The organism is Pirellulales bacterium (assembly GCA_019636345.1).
Lineage (GTDB): Bacteria > Planctomycetota > Planctomycetia > Pirellulales > Lacipirellulaceae.
Genome location: JAHBXQ010000003.1, coordinates 709,817 through 729,754 on the forward strand (window position 1 = coordinate 709,817; position 19,938 = coordinate 729,754).

General features: G+C 68.5%; 11 protein-coding genes. 2 read left to right on the forward strand and 9 right to left on the reverse strand.

Going from position 1 to position 19,938, the window contains the following annotated elements:
- Positions 1-288: 288 nt before the first annotated feature.
- The gene (locus tag KF688_10630; GenBank protein ID MBX3426124.1) at positions 289-3,714 is read right to left on the reverse strand and encodes an N-acetylmuramoyl-L-alanine amidase; all 3,426 of its coding nucleotides are present in this window, start codon (positions 3,712-3,714) and stop codon (positions 289-291) included.
- 252 nt (positions 3,715-3,966) lie between these two features.
- Positions 3,967-4,626 carry a hypothetical protein gene (locus tag KF688_10635; GenBank protein MBX3426125.1) on the reverse strand — a complete coding sequence of 220 codons (660 nt, stop codon included), beginning with the start codon at positions 4,624-4,626 and terminating at the stop codon, positions 3,967-3,969.
- A 127-nt stretch (positions 4,627-4,753) separates the two neighbouring features.
- Here KF688_10635 and ggt point away from each other — a divergent pair, with 127 nt between their 5' ends.
- Both ggt and KF688_10645 read left to right on the forward strand, forming a co-directional pair.
- Positions 4,754-6,472: a gamma-glutamyltransferase gene (gene ggt, locus KF688_10640; GenBank protein MBX3426126.1), complete on the forward strand. Its 1,719-nt coding sequence runs from the start codon at positions 4,754-4,756 to the stop codon at positions 6,470-6,472.
- A 246-nt stretch (positions 6,473-6,718) separates the two neighbouring features.
- A complete protein-coding gene (locus KF688_10645) occupies positions 6,719-7,729 on the forward strand; it encodes a class I SAM-dependent methyltransferase (protein ID MBX3426127.1) in 1,011 nt (336 codons plus the stop codon).
- Positions 7,730-7,744: 15 nt separating this feature from the next.
- Here KF688_10645 and KF688_10650 read toward each other — a convergent pair whose 3' ends face one another.
- From KF688_10650 to KF688_10680, 7 genes are all read right to left on the reverse strand, one after another.
- Positions 7,745-8,833: a hypothetical protein gene (locus tag KF688_10650; protein MBX3426128.1), complete on the reverse strand. Its 1,089-nt coding sequence runs from the start codon at positions 8,831-8,833 to the stop codon at positions 7,745-7,747.
- Positions 8,834-9,147: 314 nt separating this feature from the next.
- Positions 9,148-12,438: a membrane dipeptidase gene (locus KF688_10655; GenBank protein MBX3426129.1), complete on the reverse strand. Its 3,291-nt coding sequence runs from the start codon at positions 12,436-12,438 to the stop codon at positions 9,148-9,150.
- A gap of 51 nt (positions 12,439-12,489) precedes the next feature.
- On the reverse strand, positions 12,490-13,509 hold the full coding sequence (locus tag KF688_10660) for a dipeptide epimerase (protein ID MBX3426130.1): 1,020 nt from the start codon (positions 13,507-13,509) through the stop codon (positions 12,490-12,492).
- Between the two features lie 109 nt (positions 13,510-13,618).
- Positions 13,619-14,665, reverse strand: coding sequence for a DUF1611 domain-containing protein (locus KF688_10665; protein MBX3426131.1), 1,047 nt, complete (start codon positions 14,663-14,665; stop codon positions 13,619-13,621).
- Between the two features lie 164 nt (positions 14,666-14,829).
- Positions 14,830-16,419, reverse strand: coding sequence for a hypothetical protein (locus KF688_10670; GenBank protein MBX3426132.1), 1,590 nt, complete (start codon positions 16,417-16,419; stop codon positions 14,830-14,832).
- Positions 16,420-16,456: 37 nt separating this feature from the next.
- Positions 16,457-18,331, reverse strand: coding sequence for a hypothetical protein (locus KF688_10675; protein MBX3426133.1), 1,875 nt, complete (start codon positions 18,329-18,331; stop codon positions 16,457-16,459).
- 8 nt (positions 18,332-18,339) lie between these two features.
- Positions 18,340-19,914 carry a family 10 glycosylhydrolase gene (locus KF688_10680; protein MBX3426134.1) on the reverse strand — a complete coding sequence of 525 codons (1,575 nt, stop codon included), beginning with the start codon at positions 19,912-19,914 and terminating at the stop codon, positions 18,340-18,342.
- Between the last annotated feature and the right edge of the window lie 24 nt (positions 19,915-19,938).

Here is a 19,938-nt window from a genome sequence, read left to right on the forward strand (position 1 = left end):
CGGTCCGTCCTGCCCGGAAATACCGCGCAGGTCGTTGTCGCCCGTATATTCCTCATGCTAACGAGGCATGCCGGAATTGCGAAACAAATTCAGCGCATGGTTTTCATGGTTTTGCGCAGCGAGGGGGAGCGAATTCGTCGCCGCTGCGCGATATCGCCCACCTCGCACCGGATGAGGCGCCGGCACGACTCGCGGCCGGTCGGCGACTCGCCGCGAGCAGCGTGCGCAACGCCCCCATGGGCGGCTCATTCAGGCTGATCTGGCCGCGAGGGACGAGACGGCGGCCCCTTAGCGCCGCCGGAGACCGCTGGCGTTCAGCCCGGCGAACGCCGCGTCGAGCATCTCGGAGAGGCCCTCGGCCACGGCGCCGGAGGACTGCTCGCGGAGACGCGGGGCGTTCTGCTCGCTCGCCAAGATTGCGCGAAGCCGCAGCGATTCTGCGACCGTCTCGGCCGGGACACGGCCCGACGGTCTGGCGAGTGAACCTTGCGCCAGTCGGCCGCTCGTCGAGGCGATTCGGCCAAGGCTTATCCCCGGCGTTGTCGCCGGCTGCAGCAGTTGGTCGACGCGGTAAGCGATCGCGGCAGGGTCGCCCGGCACGTCGTCGGCCGACACGGCAACGACCGTGGCGGCTGCGACCGGGACCGCGGCGACCTCGGCCGTGGCCGAGACGAGCATGCCGCCCCCGGGGGGGCCGCCGAACTGATTGTGCCAGACGGCCAAGTCGGCGGCGTCGACCGCTCCGTCGCCGTTGGCGTCGCCGTCGGCGAGGCTCGCCCCGGAGGACGCCCCGAAGCCGCGCTGCCACGCCAGGAAGTCGGAGCCGTCGACGAAGTTGTCGCCGTTGAAATCGCCGTTCTCGTCGGGGAGCGGGGCGAGCACGATCCGCACTGCGTCGGCGATGACGACCGAGCCGCCGGTGCTCGTGGCGGCGTTGAGCGTGATCGAGCGCACCCCCGGCTGGAAGACGAACGAGCCCAGCGACACCCACACGGCGTCGTTGACGGTTTGATTGGTCGAGGCGACGACGATCCCGGCGCCGGTGTCGACGTCGTAGGTTGTGTTCACGGCCCGATTGCCGCCGGTGCGGTATTGGACGAAGACCTCGCCGAGCGCCTCGACGGGCGCTTGGAACGACCACGTGGCGGTCGCGGCCGACCCGGCGGCGACGAATCGGTACGTCGAGCCGTTGTAACCGGTCCCGGCGGCGGTGCTCCACGAGCCGGTCTCGACGTAGGCCGGGCTCCCTTGGTCGTTGTCGACGATCGTCTCGGAGCCGGAAAATTCGAGGTTGAACCCGAAGTAATCGACGATCGCCGTCATGATCGCGACGCGCTGATCGCGGTCGACGATCGTCTCGAACGGGAAGCCGAACATGACGACCTGCTCGCCGAGGCCGCCCGTGTATTGGATGCCCGCGGTCCCGCCGGTGGAGTAGGTGAAGGCCGCGGTCGCTCCCCCCAGCGGGGCGATCACGTCGGGGAAGTCGACGTTGTAGAACAGGTTGCCGTTGTCGAACTGGGCGGCGAGACCGGCGAAGATCGACCCCGTGGCGCCGGTGACGCTGTAGGAGTTGGCGTCGTCCGCCACGAAGTCGGCGCGGAGGACGTTGTTGTAGAACGTCCGGCCGTTGTTGAGTTGGTCGAGATCCCAGCCGATTTCGGAGCCCGAGACGAACAGCTTGCCGCCGCCGGCCAAGTAGGCCGACACGGCCGCCTGCTCGGCGGCGTTGAAGGTCGCGTCGGCCGAGGATTCCTCGCCCAGGAACCAGACGACGGCGTCGTAATTGGCCAGGCTGACGGCCCCGGCGATGATCGCTTCGTTCTGCACCGCGTCGATGTTGGTCCGGGCGCCGGTCGAGGCGATCGCGTCGGCGATCTGGGTGACGTAGTCGAACGTGTTGTTGTAGCGCACGCGGACGCGGTCGGTGAGGCCGTCGCCGGTGAAGGCGTAGGGGTAGCGCTCGTTCGTGGTGCGGTCGTACCGGTCGAAGCCGTCGACGATCAGCAACCGTTTGGCGCCGACCTGGACCTGGGCGCTGGTTACCGCACTGCGGGGCGACTCGCCGCCGGCGTTCACCCCGACGACCTTGAAGTAGTAGGGCGCCTCGTCGAGATGCTCGGCGGCGAACGCGTACGTGTTCCCCGCGCCGGCCGGGACCTCGACGTAGCCCAGATACCCGTGCCCGTCGCGGGAGACGTAGACGCGGTACGCCGTGGGCGTGCCGCCGAGCACGCCCGTGGGGCCCGGGGTCCAGGAGACCTGGATGCCGCCGTCGACCGCGCCGATCGCTCGGACGTCGACCGGCTGGGAGGGTTGGCTGACCGGGGTCCCCAAGTTGCCGAAGTTCTGGAAGTACTCGAGCACCGCTTCGTAGGTCGAACGGGCCAGTTGCTCGCGGACCTTGGGGTCGCGCATCAGCTCGGCGTCCTGCTGCTGATCGTGAAAGGCGGTCTCGATGATGGTCATGTCCATCTCGGCCGAGAGACCGGCGTTGATCTCGCCGAAATTGATGCCGTTGTAGGTGTGAGTGGTTCGGTTGCTCCAGTCGTGCTCGAACATGCCGTTCAAGGCCTGCATGTCCTGGTTGATCTGCCGACCCGTGTACAGCGCCAGAGCCTCCTGATTGGGCGTGCGCTGCGAGGCGCTGTTGGCGTAGAGCCCGACGGCGCCGCGCCCCCCGGAGGCGTTCGAGTGGAAACTGATATAAACGCTCGTGCCGAACGGATTGGCGTTGGCGTTCATGTGCTCGGCCATCCTGCGCGGTGCCGAGACGTTGCTCGTGCCCAGGACGGTCGAGGGATTGTTCCCCTGGCCGATGGACCGCCAGAGCCACATGAGCGAGTTTTCGTCCTCGCGGGGATAGCCGGAGATCTGGCTGTTGGGGCCGGCGGGCATGTCCCCCATGCCGTTGCCGAAGCGGATCGCGTCGGCGATGATCACCGACCCGCCGGCGGTCGATTGGTTGCTGATGACGACCGAGCCGCTCGTGCCGGCGTCGAAGTGGTAGGTCCCCAGGTAGACCCACCCCTTGCCGACCTTGCGGTGATCGACGCGAATCTCGGTCACCCCGCCGGCGCTGTCGTGGATGCGGTACAACTGGTTCGTGCGGTCGGTTCCGTCGCGGACCCAGGTGTACACCGGGTAGTAGCCCGCCTCGGGGATGTTCGGGCGATACGTGGCGGTCGCCGTCTCGGTCGCCGCGATCGACGCGAACCGGTACGGCACGGCGTCGGCCACGGCGCCGTAGTCCTCGTCGTAGAAGATCGTGCTGGAGCTGTTGCTCCACGCTCCGGCGAAGGTCACGCCGGGCGAGTCGTTGTCGAGCACCACTTCGTTGAGCTGATGCCCCACGGGACGCATCGGCACGACGGTCGCTCCGGCTCGCAGCAGGAAGTCGGCGAAGAACGACATCTGGTCCTGATTGCCGAAGTCCTCGACGATCTCGAAGTTGTCGCCCCGGTCGGTGGCCCAGCGGTTGAGCGTGGTGTTCCACTGCCAGCCGTGACCGGCGGAGGTGTAGACGATCTTCCCGGCAAGCTGCCCCGCAGGCGAGGCGATTTCGAGTCCGGGGATGTCTCCGGCGAGCAGTATCCGCGGTTCGAGCAACTCGAACCGGCGCACCTTCGGCCGGGGCAGGCCGCATTTGCGATCCCCGCGGAGAGCGAGCGACGCGCGCAGGGAATCAACCGCCGATCGACCGAAGCGTGCCATGAGAAGCCTGTTCCGAGGGCGTCCAAGGGGCGCAGAGAAATGCCGCTCGCCCTCTTGCCATTCTAGTTGGGAGGCCCGATTCGGAAACAACTTGGACCGGGCCATGCGCGGAGGCCGGAGAATTGTGCGCAAATCCGCGAGGGATCCATGAGCGGCCGGCGCTAGCCGCCGATGAAATGCGAGGACGGACCCCTGGGAGTTCGACTCGCTCGTGCTGCGTCGGGAGCGAGCGCTCGCCGCTCATGAGGGCGCTCAAGGGGCGCCGTCGAGCCGCGCCACGTAGATCCGTTTGCGATCGAGTTTTCCCTGGCGGCCCGGGGCGTCGGCGAAGTGCTCGACCCGATCGCCCACGCCGTCGGTCAGTTTCTGCGAGCTGCGGTACTTGAGCCCGACGATCGCGTCGCGAGCGCGAACGAGCTCCACCAGCACGACGCTGTGCCCCGACTTGTCGGTCCGCCACAGTTGCACAAAATCCCCGGGGCGGGCGTCGGCGAGTCGCACCTCGCGGCCGATTCCCAGTCGCTTGACCGCCAGGGCGCACTGCTTCTCCCCCGCATCCTCGGCGGCGCCGTACCACTCGCGTTGGAACTGCTTCACCTGGGCGAAGCTCTTGTCGCGCAGCAACCCGCGGCGCTCGAGCGTTTCCATCGCCACGGCGAAGGTGAACCCGCTGCAGTACGTCCCCCGCGGCTGCTTTTCCAGCACGATTTGGCCGGCGTGGCGAATGGTGCGCGGGACGCCGGTCGAGTCCTTCCACACGTAACCGCCGCCGTCGGGGATCGAATTGGCGACGACAAGTTCCATCGGCTCGCGCGGCTCGGTACGATCGGAGGCACGCGCCGCCGGAACGTTCGCGGCGCCGTACGCGACCAGCAGGGCGATCCACGGCCGACGAACGGAGCAAGCGAGCATGGTCATCACCCACGACGCGACGAGCGAACCCAGAACGACGCCGGGCGATCCGCGATCGACCGGCCTTCAGGCAAACGCTCAGTGTAGCAACCCGCGCGGACCGGGCGTGCGCCATCCGGGGGTTGCGCTGCGATCCGACCGCAGCCGCTCGCGTCAGACCGGCGCCATTCTGATCGTCCTTGCCGTCTGTGCGCCGCTTGGGGCGCGGGGGGGCGAAGCGCAGTGCGTCGTCGCCACGGTCAACGCGCTAGCCACCGACGCGGGGCTCGCCGCGTTCCAGCGCGGGGGCAATGCGGTCGACGCCGCGGTCGCCGCCGCCGTGACGCTCGGGGTCGTCGACGGGTACAACTCGGGGCTCGGGGGCGGGTGCTTCGTCCTCATCCGAACCGCCGACGGCCGGCTGGCCGCGATCGACGGGCGCGAGAAGGCTCCCGCCGCGGCCGCCGCCGACATGTTCCTCCGCGACGGCCAGGCCGACACGAATCTCAGCCAGACCGGCCCGCTGGCGAGCGGCGTTCCAGGGGCGCTGGCCGCGTACGAGTTGGCCCTGGCGAAGCACGGCCGGCTGCCGCTGGCCGACGCGCTGCTCCCCGCCGCCGAGATCGCCGAGACCGGCTTCGCCGTTCCCGCGGCGTACGCCCGGAATCTGCGTTCGCTGCGCCGGACGCTGGCCCGGTTCCCCGGCAGTCGGGCCGCGCTGCTCAAGCCGGACGGCTCGCCCTATGCCGAGGGGGAGACGCTGCGGCAGCCCGATCTGGCGCGCTCGTACCGCAGCATCGCCGAGCACGGCAGCGCGTGGTTCTACCGGGGCGAGTTCGCCCGGCAGGTCGGCGCGTGGATGGCCGCCAACGGCGGGATCATGACCGCCGAGGACTTTGCCGCGTACGAGGCGGTCGAGCGCGAGCCGCTGGCGACCGCTTACAGGGATTACACGATTGTCGGGTTTCCGCCCCCCAGTTCGGGCGGGGTGCATGTGGCGCAGATCCTCAACATGCTCGAATCGTTCGATCTGGCCGCCGAGCAGCGCCGCGACCCGGTCGCGGCGACTCACCTGATCGCCGAGGCGATGAAGCTGGCGTTCGCCGATCGGGCGCACTGGCTCGGGGACGCCGACTTCGTGCCGGTCCCCCGTGGGCTGATCGACCAGGACTACGCCGACCGCTTGGCCGCGCGGATCGACCCGGCTCGGGCGACCCCGGTGGCCTCGCACGGCGAGCCGCCGCGGGCGGCGTACGACACGTTCGGCCGGCACACCACGCACGTCGCGGCAGCCGACAGCGCCGGCAACTGGGTCGCGATCACGGCCACGGTGAACACCACGTTCGGCTCGAAGGTGATCGTCCCCGGCACGGGGATCGTGCTGAACAACGAGATGGACGACTTCTCGGCCCAGCCGGGCGTGCCGAACGCATTCGGCCTGCTCGGCGCCGAGAACAACGCCGTGGCGCCGGGCAAGCGGCCTCTGTCGAGCATGAGCCCGACGATCGTGCTCCAGGGGGACCGGCCCGTGCTGGCCGTCGGGGCCGCAGGGGGGCCGAAGATCATCACGCAGGTCCTGCTGACGATCGTCCGCCGGCTCGATTTCGGCGAGTCGCTCGATCAGGCGATCGCCGGCCCGCGGTTCCATCACCAGTGGCAGCCCGACGAGCTGGTCGTCGAGGAGGCGTTGCCGACGGAGTTCAAGACGCAGTTGGAGTCGTTAGGGCATAAACTGCAAGTGATCGACAAGGGGGGCGTCACGCAAGCGGTCGAAATCGACGCCGCGGGAAACCTGCACGGCGTGCACGACCCGCGCGTCCCGGGAAAGGCGGCGACGGCGCGGCGCGAGGCGCCGAGCGACCCGTAGCCCGCATCTCGGCGGGGGGGCCGAGCCCGCCGCCGACCGCGTCCACGGAAGCGGCCTGAACGGCCGGCCGCAGCCGCTTCCGTGGACGGCGCCGCAGGTTCGGAACGCCGGCATCGCCGCCCGACGCGATTCGAGATCGACCAATCCCTGCTCCGGGCGAGTTTGTTGGGAATCGCGCGGCAGGCGCGTCACAATGACCGGGCAGCGACGCTCTTAGGGGAAGCCCCCCTTGCACGGAGACAGCCGATGGCCGTCGTCGAAGATCGAGTTCCGCAAGCCATGTCCGACCCGCTCCGCCGAGCGGCGAGCGATCCGCTTCCGCCGCTGTCCGGCTCCGCGGCGCCGATCGAGTTGGTGAAGCTCTGCTACACCCTCGTGCATGCGGCCGAGGCCGTGGGGATCGTCGATCTTGCCGACGGCGAGTTCTTGCCTGGGGACGCGACGCTCGAAGCCGGGATCGAGCGGCAGTTGAATGGGCTGCTCGATCAGGTCGGCTGCACCCGCCCGGGGTTTCGGCTGCTGGAGATCGGCTGCGGCTACGGCCGGTTGCTGCAGTTGGCGCGGGACCGGGGCGCCGTCGCCGTCGGGGTCAACGTCTCGCCCGAGCAGGTCGAGTACTGTCGGCGGCGCGGGTTGCAGGCGCACTGCTCGACCTATCGCAACCTGCTCGCCTCCCCGGCGTGGCATGGTCAGTTCGACGGCGTGATCGCCAACGGATCGCTGGAGCACTGGGTCCAGCCGGAGGACGTGCTCGCCGGGCGCGCCGAGGCGATCTACGGCGAATCGTTCGAAATCGCCAGCCGTATGCTCGACCCGGACACGCCGGATGCGCGATACGTCACGACCTCCATTCACGTCAAACGCGAAGCGCGCCCCGAGGACTTGCTGACGCCGTGGCGGCGCCACCCGCGCGGCTCCGATCGCCGGCACTACAGCCTGCTCCACAATTGGATGGGAGGCTGGTACCCGGTCGACGGCCAGCTCGAACGCTGCGCCCGGCCGTTCTTCACGCTCGCTTCGGAGACCGACGGCACGGTCGGCTATCGCATCGCCAACGACTATCGGATGCGACGGATGATGCGCGGCTGGTACGCCAGCCCCAAAATGGTCTGGCGGATCGCCCGCGCGCTCGTGCGCCGTCCTCGCGTGACGCGGACCATGCTGCAGTGTTACTTCGTCGAACGGTCGTGGGACTGGCAGTTCCAGGGGGACGACCCCCCGATGAAGCTGCTGCGGCACGTGTGGCGGCGATGCTGAGTCGGCGCCGTCCGCTCATGGATCGTCAGACGCTGCGAGACTGCGATCGTCCCCCGGCGCGGCGTTCGTCAGATTCCCCCGCCGCAGACCGAGCGCTGCCAGCGCAGCGATCGCCAGCAGCGTTCCGCTGGCCGGTTCGGGGACGAGCCATTGGCTCCCCAGCGTGAACCACCGCTCGTCCGTCTCGGTCGACATGTCACCGACCGGGTTGTCGAAGGTCGACAGGACTTGCACGAACACGAGCTCGTCGGGAGCGACGGGTCCCGGTCCGAACGCATATTCCAGCGACTCGCCCGGGGCCATCGCGGCCGCGCCGAACGGGAAGACCGAGATCTGCCCGGGGAAGCCCATGCCGAGGATCCCCTCGCCGAGGTTCCGAATCATTTCGACGTCGAGGGTCATCGACCCGAAGTGGGCCGCTACGGCCGCCTGGGCGACGGAGTCGAGCCGGTACGCCTGAACCAGCTTTGTCTGTGAACCGACGTGAGCGAGTCCGACCTCGTCTTCCGAAGGATTGCCGATGGTGATCCGTGGCGTACCGCCAGGATTCTTGCTGATCTTGCCGGGCGCCACAATCAAGGTGACTGTGGCGTTATGGATTGGCGTGAACCACTTGTCGTAGTAGATTCGCCCGGGGAGTGCGTTGGCAGGGAGCGCCGGATCGAGAAGGTGGAACGCATTTGCATCAATGCGAACCGAACTGCCGCTGTTGCCGGAAGGGTCTTCCAGCGTCGCGACCACGCGTTGATGTCCTCCCCAAGCAGCAGCGTTGCTCGCGACATACTGCGTGGGCACTAGGAATGGTGGCGTCCCTGCGGCGGCGAAGGCGCCGCCCGACAGTCCGGTGTTCATCGAGAGACCGCCGAACGTGTCGACTCGCAATTCGTACGTTGTGTCCACGGCATTCACGGCGGGGACGGTCGTGTAAATCGTCATCGGCCAGGAGCCCTGCGCCGCCGCCCGCGGCGCCGGGGCCTGCGTCGACGCCGCGACGACCAATAGAGAGCCCGATGCGATGCGAGCGAGGATTCTCAGCGTCGTTGCGAAGGCGGTCGGACGGGTGCTGCCGCAAGCGGAGCCGGAACGTCGTGCGAGAGGGTTCATGAGGTCGACTCCGCCAAGGTTGAGAAGATGCGAGACCGACAAGAAACGCCGACGAGAAGCATGGCGCTTTGGCGCCTGAATTCAGGCGCCAAAGCGCATCGAGCAGCGGTGAATCTACCGATCGACGGCGAGAAATCCAAGCGGTTACGGGATTCCCCGCCAAATCGGGGGATCGACCGGCTTGGTGACTTCACTCGCGAGGGGCGCGCACGGCGGCCATGGCGGTCGAACCGGTCGAGAACGCTTGCGCATGAGTCGCTCGGTCGACGCCCCCCTCGCTCGCCGAACATGCAGCTTTCAGCGGCGAAGCCGTATTAGCGCGCCGTCGACTCGGCCGCGATCTCGCGGGCGACGTCCTCGGTGCGGCGCATCACGCGGAGCAGGTTTTCGCCCAGCACCTTCTTGACGTCGGCTTCGCTGTAGCCCCGGTCGAGCAGGCCCTGGGTGATGTAGGGGTAACTCGCCGCGTCCTCGAGTTGCGTCGGCAACAGCGACACCCCGTCGTAGTCCGACCCCAGCCCCACGTGATCGATTCCCGCGATCCGGACGATGTGGTCGATGTGATCCAAGAGGTCGTGGATCGTGCCGCGCAAGGTCGGGCGGGTCGCGTCCCAGCGGGCGAGCCCCGCTTCGATCGCGGGGCGGTCGTCGCCGTGTTCCGCCTCCAGCTTGCGCAGCTCGACGAAGCGCTGTTTGTCGCGCTCGGCCGACTGGGGGACGATGAACGCCGAGAAGAAATTGACCATCACCACCCCGCCGTTGTCGCGCACCAGCGGCAGGACGTCGTCGGGGACGTTGCGGGGGTGGTCGGCCACGCCCCCGGCCGAGCTGTGCGAAAAGATGACCGGCGCCCGAGTCGCGGCGAGGGTCTGCTTCATGGCGTCAGGCGAGACGTGGGAGAGGTCGACCATCATCCCCAGGCGGTTCATCTCGCGGACCACCTCGACGCCGAAAGGCGCCAAGCCCCCCGCCTTCGGCTTGTCGGTCCCCGAGTCGGCCCAGTCGAGCGAGTCGCTGTGGGTGAGCGTCATGTACCGGGCGCCCAGGCGATGGAGTTGCCGCAACGCGGCGAGCGAGCCTTCGATCGAATGGCCCCCCTCGACCCCGATGAGCGATGCGATCCTTCCCGACCAGTGGATGCGGACGATGTCGTCGGCCGTCAGGGCCAGCTCGAACGCATCGGGGTAACGGGCGATCATCGTCTGCACGAGGTCGATCTGCTCAAGCGTCGTCGACAAGGCTTGTCCGCGGCGGGCGGTGTAGACGGGGACCCAGACGCTCCAGAACTGGGCGCCGACGCCCCCCTGGCGAAGTCGGGGGATGTCGGTCTGCAACGACGATTGCGGTTGGCTGACGTCGAGTTTGTCGAACGAGCCGCCGGCCTGGGTCCGCACCTCCCACGGCATGTCGTTATGGCCGTCGACGACCAAACTGCTGCGGTGCAGACGTTCGGCCGCGGGGGTCAGCACGACCGGGTCGCGCGACGCGGGAGCGTGAATCGCCGTGGCCAGCACCGAGGTCCGCGGCGCCGCGGCGGCCTGGGGGGACGAACCGAGCAGTTGGCTCCAGGCCCACCGATACAGATTGCGGCTGTCGGCGTAACGCGACTCGCTGCTCTCGGCGCCCAGGACGGCGACGATCAACCGGCGGCCGTCCCGCTCGCCCGCCGAGACGAGGCACGCCCCCGCGGCCGTCGTGGTGCCGGTCTTGACCCCGTAATACCCCTCGGTCGCCAGCAGCCGGTTCGTGTTGTACCAGGCGACGTTGCGGCGATACCCGCCGGGGCCGGTCACCGTGGCTCCCCGCTGCCGCGTGCCCACGACGTCTTTGAACAGCGGCAGCTCGAACGCCGCCCGGGCGAGCTTCGCCAAGTCGTGAGCGCTGGCGTGGTGCCCTTCGGCCGTCAGGCCGTGCGTGTTGGCGAACTGCGTGGCGGCGAGCCCCAACTCCGCGGCCGTGCGATTCATCGCGGCGACGAAGGCGTCGTAGGCGGCGGACCGTGCGGAGATTTCACTCGGCTCCGACGGCAGCGGCTGTCCAAGTCGCGCTCCGAAATGCTCGGCGAACGCCACCGTCGCGTCGTTGCCCGAGGGGAGCATCATGCCGTACAGCAGCTCGCGAACCGAAACCTGTTCGCCGATCCGCACGTCGGCCGTGGTGCCGATCGTGTCGTCGGCTCGCTTGGAGAACGTGACGGTCTCGTCCAAAACTTCGGGATGCTCGGCCGCGTACCTGAGCACGACGTACGCGGTCATGATCTTGGTGGTGCTGGCCATGTCGCGGGGCTCGTCGGGCTTGAGGCCCCACAGCAACTCGCCCGTGTCGGCGTCGAGAATCGCCCACGCCTTGCTCGCGGTGAACGGCGGGCCGTCGAGCGGGTCGGCCGGGTCGCGCGGCAGCTTGGCCGCGTTGAGCGCGTCCGGCTCCGGCGCCTTGGGGTCTTCTGTCGCCAACGGGCCGAGCGCCTCCCACGTCGCCGCGTCGACGATCCCGGTTTCCGGCAAGCCGCGGCTGCGCTGGAACGCTCGGACGCCGCTCTCGGTGTTGGGGCCGAAGTCGCCGTCGACCGCCAGCCCCGTCGAGGGGGTCGTGCGGGCGTTGATCGTTCGCTGCAGCGCCGCGACCAACTCGCCCGAGGCGCCCATGGCGAGCGTCTGCGGGCCGTCGTCAGTTGGCTTCGCGGGACCGTTCGGAGCGTAATGCCGATACGCCGCCGCGGCGATCTTGCCGATCAGCACTTCGGCCGCGTTCTCGGCGCCCCAGCTTTGGTCGGCGTTGTTGTTGGTCAGCACGCAGATGGCCAGCCGGCCCTCGGGCAGGTCGATTAACCCCGCGTCGGTCCGCGTGAGATTGACCGCCCCGGTCTTATGAGCCAGCTTCACCCCGGGGGGCAGAAACCGGCCGAGCTTCGTCCGATCGAGGCAGGCGTACAAATGCCCGCGCATCGCGTCGGTCGACGCCTTGCTCCCCAACTTGCCGGCGTCGAGCAGCTCGAGCAGTTTCACCATGTCGGCCGCGGTCGTGCTCCCCAGGCCGTACAGTTGGCTCCGCTCGGGGAAGATCGACGTCTCGCGCCGGTAGACGAGCGAGTGGAGCTTCGTCTCGGGAAGTCCCAACTCCTCCATGTACTTGGCCGTCTCGGGCAACCCGACCGCCTCGGCGACGAGGTTCGTGGCCGTGTTGTCCGAGTGGATGATCATCAGGTGGATCGCGTCGTGGAGCGACAGTTGCAGCCCGGCAGAGAACTGCTCCGTGAGGATTCCCGAGCCGGGGACTTTGTCCTCAGCTCGCAGCGTGAGCAGTTGCTGCGGATCGAGTCGCCCGGCGTCGACCGCGCGGTACGCGGTCGCCATCAGCGGCAGCTTGACGAGGCTCGCCGTGGGCATCGGCAGGTCGGCCCGATAGGCGAACTCTTCCCCCGCGGGGAGGCGCTTCACCGCGATCGCCACGTCCCCTTCGTGCGCCTCGGCCAAGGCGGCGAGCTCCGAAGCGAGTGCGTCGGGAATCGACTTGGCGCGGGCTGCCAAGGGGAGTGCGAGCGCCGTCGCCGCGAGGGCCAGGGTCGACAAGCGAAGAGGATGCAGAAGCAGCGACGGGGTGCGCATGAGGGGGTCCTGGAAAGGGCAGGGTGCGCGACCCGATCACGGGTGCGGCGGCTATTTCGTCAGCAACTCGACCCCGTGGCCGGGGGCGTCGGGGTAGCGGCAGCGCCCCCGGTCGACGCGGCAGCCGGTCGCCACGTCGCGGGCCAAGAGCGCGGCGCCGTCCATGTCGACGAAGTCCAACAGCGGCAACAACTGGGCGATCGCCGAGATCCCCACGGTCGACTCGGTCATGCAGCCGACCATCGTCTTCATGCCCAGCGATCGCGCCTCGGCGATCATCCGCCGTGCGGGGGTCAGCCCGCCGCACTTGACCAGTTTGACGTTCACGCCGTGGAATCGCCCCTGGCACCTCGAGACGTCGGCCTCGCTGATGCAGCTCTCGTCGGCGACGATCGGCAGGGCCGACTCGGCGTAGACCCGCCGCGACCCCTCGACGTCCTCGGCCGGCAGCGGCTGCTCGATGAACTCGACCCGCAGGGGGCGCAGCTCGCGCGAATTGCGGATCGTCTCCTCGACCCCCCAGCCGCAGTTCGCGTCGACCCGGAACACGGCGTCGGTGTGCTTGCGAAGCTCGCGCACAATCTCCAAGTCGTGCGGCGTGCCGAGCTTGATCTTGTAGATCGGCCAGTCGGGCATCTCGTTGAGCTTGGCGACCATCTTCTCGATCGTGTCGATGCCGATCGTGTAGTTGGAGAGCGGCACGCGCTCGTTCGACAGTCCCCAGAGTTTATAGACAGGTTGGCCCTGTTGTTTCCCCCACAGGTCGTAGGCCGCTTGGTCGACGGCGCATAACGTGAACGAGTCGTCGCCGATCGCCGCGGCCAGTTCCGGCCAAAGCCGTTCGGGATCGAGCCGATCGACCGCCGCGAGAACCGGCCGGGCCTTGTCGAGCGAAGCCCGCATCCGCTCGCGGGTGGCGTTGTAGTACTTGTTGGTCGTCGCCTCGCCGTAGCCGCGGCGAACGCCGTCGGTCAGTTCGACCACCAGCGTCGGTTGCACCGAGGTGCTCTCCCGCGAGATCGAGAAGACATGCCGCAGCGGCAGATCGTATTCGTGGGCGACGGCTTGAATCACGCGAAAGGCCCCCGAGCGAGCAGGATCGACAACGTCAAGCAAGACCGACTGTGGCAAGCGGGGAGTTCATTCGTCGCTGGGCGTCCTTGCGATGCCGCCGCCTCGGCTACACCGCCACCGGCGCCAGCGCCAATGCCGCCTCGACCAGCGCGTCCGGGCCGTCGCGGATGACGTCGCACACGGGGAGCCCCAGCAGTCGGCTCACCCGCTCGCGCTCTTCCTCGGCCTGTTCGGCGTTGAGTTTGCGGCTGTTCATTCCCACGCCGATGAACCGCGACGGCCCCTGCAGGTTGGCCATTGTCTCGTAAATTCGCACCAGCTCGTCAAGCGGCTTGAGCGGAATGTGCTCCATCCCGTGCACGTGGGTGCGCCCCGCCTCGTAGCACATGACCATGCCGTGAGGCATGCAGCCGTGCAGCAGGCTGAGCGTGACCCCCGAGTAGCGGGGGTGCGTGAGGCAGGCCTGCCCCTCGATGACCATGAACTCATGATGCTGATTGGCGAGCACCAGCTTCTCGACCGCCCCGCTGACGAAGTCCGATACGACGCGATCGATCGGGCAGCCGTCGCCCTCGATCATAATGCCGGTCTGACCGGTGGCGACGAATTTGGCGTCGCGTCCCCGCGCCTGCAGGCCGCGGGCGATCTCGACCGAGACGACCATCTTGCCGATGCTGCAGTCGTTGCCGACGGTGTGGATGCGAATGCAGTCGTCGCGAATCCCCTTGCGGTTGGGGACGTCCTTTTCGTCGTTCTTGCGGACGTCGATCAGCTTGACGCCGTGCTGGCGGGCGGCGGCGGCGAACTCGGGGTCGTCCGACATGAAGTCGTGCAGTCCCGACAGAATGTTCATCCCGCGGCGAATCGCTTCGAGCACGACGGGGCGCCAAGCGACGGGAATCTTGCCCCCCGAGGGGGCGATTCCCACCAACAGCGTGTTGGCCTCCGGCGCCGCAGCGAGTTGGCCGATGACCGGCGTGTCGCCGCCGACGCCCAGCACCTCGCCGGCGGTTCGGCCCGCTTGATGCGTGTCGTACACGGCGACGACCTCTTCAGGCCGATACCGCAGCACGCAGACGCCGGTTTTTGCCGTGATCGGCTCGGAATGGCCTTCGGTGAGGATGACGATGCGGCGCGATGAATCGTGTGACACGTTGGGCCTCGAAATGATTTCTCGCCGCAACTGGGCGACGGCAACTCCCGCGTATCGAGTGTAGTGCGTGCGCGAGATGAATTAAAGCCAACGAATTTCGCGCAGAAAGTTATCGACCCCGCGCAGCCGAGGATGCAAAACAGCGGCGTCTGCGATGCGCAAAACTAAGCGGAACCATCGCCTGCCAATCGCCGAGCCAGTGCGCGTTGGCTGATCGGAACGTCGCTGAACGTGCAGAGTCGCGCCGCGGCGCGGGGAGTCGCCGCCAGCGCCGCCGGAGCGCCGAGGCAGGCGACCACGGTCGGGCGCCGCTCGGTCGTTTCGCGCAACCAGCGGTCGGCTGCGGCCGGCAGCCCGAACCGATGCCAGGCGGCCGGCTTCACGACGATCGCCGCCAGCAATTGCTCGGCCGCCGCGGTGTGCGCGGCCAGCGCTTCCCACTGGGCCGGGGGTTCGTCGCCGCGAAGTTCCACGAACTCGAGTCGCGGGAAACGTTCGGCCAACGCCGTGGCGAGCGGCGGTTCCGGCGGGTCGAGATGCGACCGATACTGCGTCACCAACACCGCCAGCAGCGGCCGCGCCGGATCGAGCAGCGGCGCGGTCGCGGCGGGGGCGCACTCGATCGCCGCGGCGGCAACCCGTTCGGCGAGTTCCTCCGTCCGTGCGCGCAAAGCGTCGTCGGACAGCGACGCGAACTGAGATCGGCCGCCGAAGTCGCCGGCGAATGCCAGCCGCTTGAGTCGCAGGATACGCTCCGCGGCCTCGTCGACGCGCGCAAGCGGAAGTCGCCCCGCGTCGACGGCGGTCTCCATGACGGCCAGCGCTGCGACCGGGTCGTTCAAATCCAACAGCGCGTCCGCCCCCGCGTTGACGGCCAGGACGCACAGCTCCCCCTCGCCGGCGGCGCGCCCCTGCACTCCGGCCATCATCATGCTGTCGGTGACCACGGCGCCGGTGAAACCGAGCTCGTCGCGGAGCAGGTCGACGAGGATCGACCGCGAAAGCGTCGCCGGCGCTCCCGAGTCGTCGAGCGCCGGATACCGCACATGGGCCGACATCACCAGCGGCGCCCCCGCGGCGATCGTCGCCCGGAACGGCGCCAGTTCCTGGGCGAGCAGTTCCTCGCGCGACGCGGAGACGACCGGCAGCGCATGGTGCGAATCTTCGTGCGTGTCGCCGTGGCCTGGGAAGTGCTTGGGCGCGGCGAGCAATCCCCCCGCGGCGCACCCCTCGACCAGCGCCGCGGCCAACTCCGCGGCGCGAGCCGGATCGGCGGCGAAGGCTCGCGTCGAGACGATCGGGTTTTGCGGGTTCGAGTCGACGTCGGCCACCGGCGCGAACGCGATGTGCAATCCGGCGCGGCGCGAAGCGACCGCCGTCAGTTCGCCGAACTGCCGGACTGCGTCGGCGGCGTCGGGGCCGAGCGACCCGAACGCCATCGCGTGGGGCGCCACAGGGTAGGGTCGCAACTGCTGCCCGTACCCTCGTTCGATGTCGGCCCCGACCAACAGCGGCACTCGGCTCTGCGCCTGCAGGCGGGCCAGCGCTGCGGGGCTCGTCGCGTGACGACCGTTGAACAGGATCAGCCCCCCGAGGGGCGCTTCGGCCAGCAGCGCCGCGATCCGCGCCTCGTCCTCGTCCGCCGTACGCACCGGAGGCATGTCCGACCCGAGCCGGACGAACATCAACTGCGCGAGCTTCTCGCGGAGCGAGAGCGCGGACGCATCGACGACGGAGGCAGGGGAATCGAACATGCTCTCGAGGTTCGGCAAGCGGCGCATCCCGCCGCGCTCAAGCCCCGCCGTCACGGCCGAAGTCGGCGTCCAGCGGGATGAACGCCGTGGCGGCGAAACTGGGAATCGTGGCGATCATAATCCACAGGAAGAATCGCTCGTAGCCGAGCAGCTCTTGCAGCCAGCCGCTGACCATCCCCGGCAGCATCATCCCCAGCGCCATCGCGCCGGTGCACAGGGCGTAGTGCACCGTCTTGTGCTCGCCCCGAGCGACGTACATGCAGTACAGCATGTACGCCGTGAAGCCGAAACCGTAGCCGAACTGCTCGACCGCCACCGCCGCGTTGACCGCCAGGAAGCTCTCGGGCTGAAAGCAACTGAGGACGACGTAGGCGAGGTTCGGCAGGTTGATGGCCAGCACCATCCACCACAGCCAGCGTTTGAGCCCGTGCCGCGCCGCGACGATGCCGCCGACGATCCCCCCCAGCGACAACATGACCACCCCGACCGTGCCGTAGACGAATCCCACTTCGCCGGTGGTGAGAGCGAGCCCCCCGGCGTCGCGCGAGTCGAGCAAGAACGGCGAGGCGATCTTCACCAACTGCGACTCGGCGAACCGGTAGAGCAGCAGAAACGCGAGCATCGGGACGATCCCCGGCTTGCGGAAGTAGCTCACCAGCGGTTCGGCCAGCCCCGCGAGCGACACGATTGAATCGCCATGCGGCTTGTCGCCCGGGGGACGCGGCAGGGCCAGCGCGTGATAGACCGACGCCAAGCAAAACAGCCCGGCGAGCGCGTAGAAGACGATCGTCCACGACAGCCGCACGTCCCCTGAGCGGAGTTCGAACGTCGCGGACGAAGGGGCGTCGAGCTTGGCGTCGGCCTGGACGATCGCGACGAACGGTCGCCGCCAGTTGTCGGCGGTCACGACGAATCGCTCCCCTTCGACGACCGCGAAGCTGGGATCCCCCTCGGCCCGGTCGAACTGCACCACGAGGTTCGACCCCGGTTCGACTGGTTTGGAGACGCGCATCATGATTGCCGTCAGGTCGCCGGCGCGCTGGTCGGCGTCGGCCCGGCGCTGGCGCTGCGGGGGGCCGAACCTGTCGCGGATCAAACTCTCCAGACGTGCGATCCAGCCCGGCTTCTCCCCCGGCGTCGGGGTCGCGGGGGCTTCGGGGGCCGGGTGAAACGCATGCGCGACGTTCCACTCGCGCGCCGCGTCGATCAATTGCTTTGTCTCGGCCGGGGGGCGGCCCGTCAGCGCCAGCGTGAACGACTCGTTTCGCACAAGGATCCGTTGCGGTCCGTCGTCGCTCTCGTCGGGCGCCCAATTCGCCCAATCATCGACGAGCCGCGTCGGCTCAGCGTCGCTGATCTCCACGCGGGCCCGCTCCAACGGCAGGCCCGAGGAGGTTTCGATCAGCCCCGCAAGCATCACCAGCACCCCTTGCCCGACGATCATCGCCAGTCGGTAAAACGTACTGCGAATTCCGACGAACCACGCCTGCTGATGGCCGTCGAGCGCGTCGAGATAGAAGCCGTCGGCCGCCACGTCGTGCGTGGCCGACATGAACGCCACGAACGCCAACGTGGCGAGCGAGTAGCGGAAGAAGTCTCCCATATTCAGCGCGAGCGCCGTGGCGGCGAACCCCGCCGCCACCAACGTCTGCATCGCCACCGTCCACCGGCGGCGCGTGCCGAGCCCCTCGACGATCATGCTCCACAGGGGTTTGACGACCCAGGGCAGGTACAGCACGCTGGTGAACCACGCAATGTCGCGGTTCGACACGCCCAGCCGCTTGTACATGATGACCGCGGCGGTCATCACGACGACGTAGGGGACCCCCTCGGCGAAGTAGAGACTCGGGATCCAGCGCCAGGGCCCGCGGTCGGCGGGGGCGGAATTCGCGGCGGCGTCGGCGTGAGTCACGGGGCGGATCAATCGCGCTGGAGGAGGACGCGGGTCGCGGGGCCCTCGAGCCCGGTGCGCGACACGGCCGAGACGGACGCCTCGACCACGCGGGCGCCGGCGGCGACGGATGCAGTGTACCGTCGCTCGTGCCCGGGGACGACGGCGGCTTCCCAGCGATCGCCTCGCTTGAGTTGCACGACCCAGAGCCAGGGGCGACTCGCTCCCGGCAGATCGAATCGCACCGTCACCGCGTCGCGCGACGCCCCGGCGGTCGCCTGCGGCGTCGCGGGGATCGGGCCGTCGGCTCCTGGCAGCGGCGGCACGAGCGCCGGCTTTGCGTACAGATTCTCACGGAGTTTCTCGGCCAAGCCGTCGTAGTCCTTGGCGAGCGCCTTCATGCTGAAGTGGACGTTCCCGCGGGCGCCCGGTTGGGCGCGGGTCGCTTCGATCTGGCGGAGAATCTCCGTCGCTTCCCAGTGTTGGTCGTCGGCGGGGACGCGCGCCGAGGTTCGCACTCGCGACGTGTAGTTCCCCGGCCAAAGTTCCCGCCCGTGCACGTTCTCTTCGGCCCACCAAGCCAGGAGTTTGGGATAACTCTGCTGCTGCTTCTCAATCGGCCAGTACAACTGCGGGGTGAAGTAATCGACCCACCCCTCTCGCAGCCACTTGCGGGCGTCGGCGTACAGGCTGGCGTACTGGTCAAACCCGGTGATCCCCGGCGGATTGCCGGGGCGCCAGATGCCGAACGGGCTAATGCCGACCTTGACCTCGGGTCGCAGTCGTTTCACTTCGCGATACATCCGCTCGACCAGCCGATCGACGTTCTGCCGGCGCCAATCGTCGCGCTCGAGCGTCTCGCCCGCGGCGACCGCCCGCTCGTAGCTGGCGTCGTCGGGGAAGGGAACCGGTTTGCCGGCGTCGTCGTTGATCGGGTACGGATAGAAGTAGTCGTCCAGGTGGACCCCGTCGACGTCGTACCGCGCGACGACGTCGGCGACCACGGCGATGAACCGATCGACCGAGGCCGGTTCGCCCGGATCGAACCACAGGTACTTGCCGTACTGCTTCACCGCGTCAGGCATCGTGCGGCTGGCGTGATTGGGCGCGACTCCTCCCTTGGCGTCGGGATGCTGCACCCGATAGGGATTGAACCACGCGTGCAGCTCGATCCCGCGGCGGTGGGCTTCCCGCACGGCGAACTCGAGCGGGTCGTAGTACGGCGCCGGCGGCTTGCCCATCGTTCCCGACAGGTAAGCGGACCATGGTTCGAGCTTCGATGCGTAGAGTGCATCTGCGGCGGGCCGCACTTGCAGGATTACCGCGTTGAGGCGCAATCCGGCGGCGCAATCCAACAGGGCGATCAGCTCCTGTTGCTGCTGCTGGCCGGTGAGCCCGGGGCGCGAGGGCCAATCGATGTTCGCCACGGTGGCGATCCAGGCGGCGCGGAATTCGCGCTGCACCGCCGGCGGGGCGTCGTCGCCGAGTTGCTGACCGAAGACCGGCTGCAGCAAAACCACTGGGCTAATCGCCAGCCAACCGACCAATACCGGCCGTCCCGACGAGCGCGCCGAGCCTCGCGGAGTGTCGAGAAGAGTTTTCATGCCGTCATCATAGATCGTCGCCCG

Bases quoted from the DNA above. Each gene is read 5' to 3' on its own strand.
- KF688_10630 (MBX3426124.1), bottom strand. From the start codon at position 3,714: ATGGCACGCTTCGGTCGATCGGCGGTTGATTCCCTGCGCGCGTCGCTC.
- KF688_10635 (MBX3426125.1), bottom strand. From the start codon at position 4,626: ATGCTCGCTTGCTCCGTTCGTCGGCCGTGGATCGCCCTGCTGGTCGCG.
- KF688_10645 (MBX3426127.1), top strand. From the start codon at position 6,719: ATGGCCGTCGTCGAAGATCGAGTTCCGCAAGCCATGTCCGACCCGCTC.
- KF688_10650 (MBX3426128.1), bottom strand. From the start codon at position 8,833: ATGAACCCTCTCGCACGACGTTCCGGCTCCGCTTGCGGCAGCACCCGT.
- KF688_10655 (MBX3426129.1), bottom strand. From the start codon at position 12,438: ATGCGCACCCCGTCGCTGCTTCTGCATCCTCTTCGCTTGTCGACCCTG.
- KF688_10670 (MBX3426132.1), bottom strand. From the start codon at position 16,419: ATGTTCGATTCCCCTGCCTCCGTCGTCGATGCGTCCGCGCTCTCGCTC.
- KF688_10680 (MBX3426134.1), bottom strand. From the start codon at position 19,914: ATGAAAACTCTTCTCGACACTCCGCGAGGCTCGGCGCGCTCGTCGGGA.